Origin of the sequence: Klebsiella sp. EMBS2024, from assembly GCF_036233805.1 — a bacterium.
Taxonomy (GTDB): domain Bacteria; phylum Pseudomonadota; class Gammaproteobacteria; order Enterobacterales; family Enterobacteriaceae; genus Klebsiella; species Klebsiella pneumoniae.
This window is the reverse complement of sequence record NZ_JAZARW010000001.1, coordinates 4,802,343-4,803,893: the sequence shown is the minus strand read 5'-3', so window position 1 is coordinate 4,803,893 and position 1,551 is coordinate 4,802,343. Positions and strand designations below refer to the sequence as shown.

The window sequence follows — 1,551 nt, the reverse complement described above, 5'->3', positions numbered from 1 at the left end:
GCCTAGTTCCTTCACCCGAGTTCTCTCAAGCGCCTTGGTATTCTCTACCTGACCACCTGTGTCGGTTTGGGGTACGATTTAATGTTACCTGATGCTTAGAGGCTTTTCCTGGAAGCAGGGCATTTGTTACTTCAGCACCGTAGTNCCTCGTCATCACACCTCAGCCTTGATTATCCGGATTTGCCTGGANAATCAGCCTACATGCTTAAACCGGGACAACCGTCGCCCGGCTAACATAGCCTTCTCCGTCCCCCCTTCGCAGTAACACCAAGTACAGGAATATTAACCTGTTTCCCATCGACTACGCCTTTCGGCCTCGCCTTAGGGGTCGACTCACCCTGCCCCGATTAACGTTGGACAGGAACCCTTGGTCTTCCGGCGAGCGGGCTTTTCACCCGCTTTATCGTTACTTATGTCAGCATTCGCACTTCTGATACCTCCAGCAACCCTCACAGGTCACCTTCGCAGGCTTACAGAACGCTCCCCTACCCAACAACACATAGTGTCGCTGCCGCAGCTTCGGTGCATGGTTTAGCCCCGTTACATCTTCCGCGCAGGCCGACTCGACCAGTGAGCTATTACGCTTTCTTTAAATGATGGCTGCTTCTAAGCCAACATCCTGGCTGTCTGTGCCTTCCCACATCGTTTCCCACTTAACCATGACTTTGGGACCTTAGCTGGCGGTCTGGGTTGTTTCCCTCTTCACGACGGACGTTAGCACCCGCCGTGTGTCTCCCGTGATAACATTCTTCGGTATTCGTAGTTTGCATCGGGTTGGTAAGTCGGGATGACCCCCTAGCCGAAACAGTGCTCTACCCCCGAAGATGAGTTCACGAGGCGCTACCTAAATAGCTTTCGGGGAGAACCAGCTATCTCCCGGTTTGATTGGCCTTTCACCCCCAGCCACAAGTCATCCGCTAATTTTTCAACATTAGTCGGTTCGGTCCTCCAGTTAGTGTTACCCAACCTTCAACCTGCCCATGGCTAGATCACCGGGTTTCGGGTCTATACCCTGCAACTTAACGCCCAGTTAAGACTCGGTTTCCCTGCGGCTCCCCTATACGGTTAACCTTGCTACAGAATATAAGTCGCTGACCCATTATACAAAAGGTACGCAGTCACACCCGAAGGTGCTCCCACTGCTTGTACGTACACGGTTTCAGGTTCTTTTTCACTCCCCTCGCCGGGGTTCTTTTCGCCTTTCCCTCACGGTACTGGTTCACTATCGGTCAGTCAGGAGTATTTAGCCTTGGAGGATGGTCCCCCCATATTCAGACAGGATACCACGTGTCCCGCCCTACTCTTCGAGTTCACAACCTGTGCATTTTGGTGTACGGGACTATCACCCTGTACCGTCGGACTTTCCAGACCGTTCCACTAACACACAAGCTGATTCAGACTCTGGGCTGCTCCCCGTTCGCTCGCCGCTACTGGGGGAATCTCGGTTGATTTCTTTTCCTCGGGGTACTTAGATGTTTCAGTTCCCCCGGTTCGCCTCGTTAACCTATGTATTCAGTTAACGATAGTGCAACGAATTGCACTGGGTTTCCC

1 rRNA gene (cut by a window edge) is annotated in these 1,551 nt (G+C 52.6%); it reads right to left on the bottom strand.

What is annotated here, in order from left to right:
* Positions 1 to 1,551 (bottom strand): 23S ribosomal RNA (locus VZP09_RS24915) (it extends 1,230 nt beyond the left edge of the window).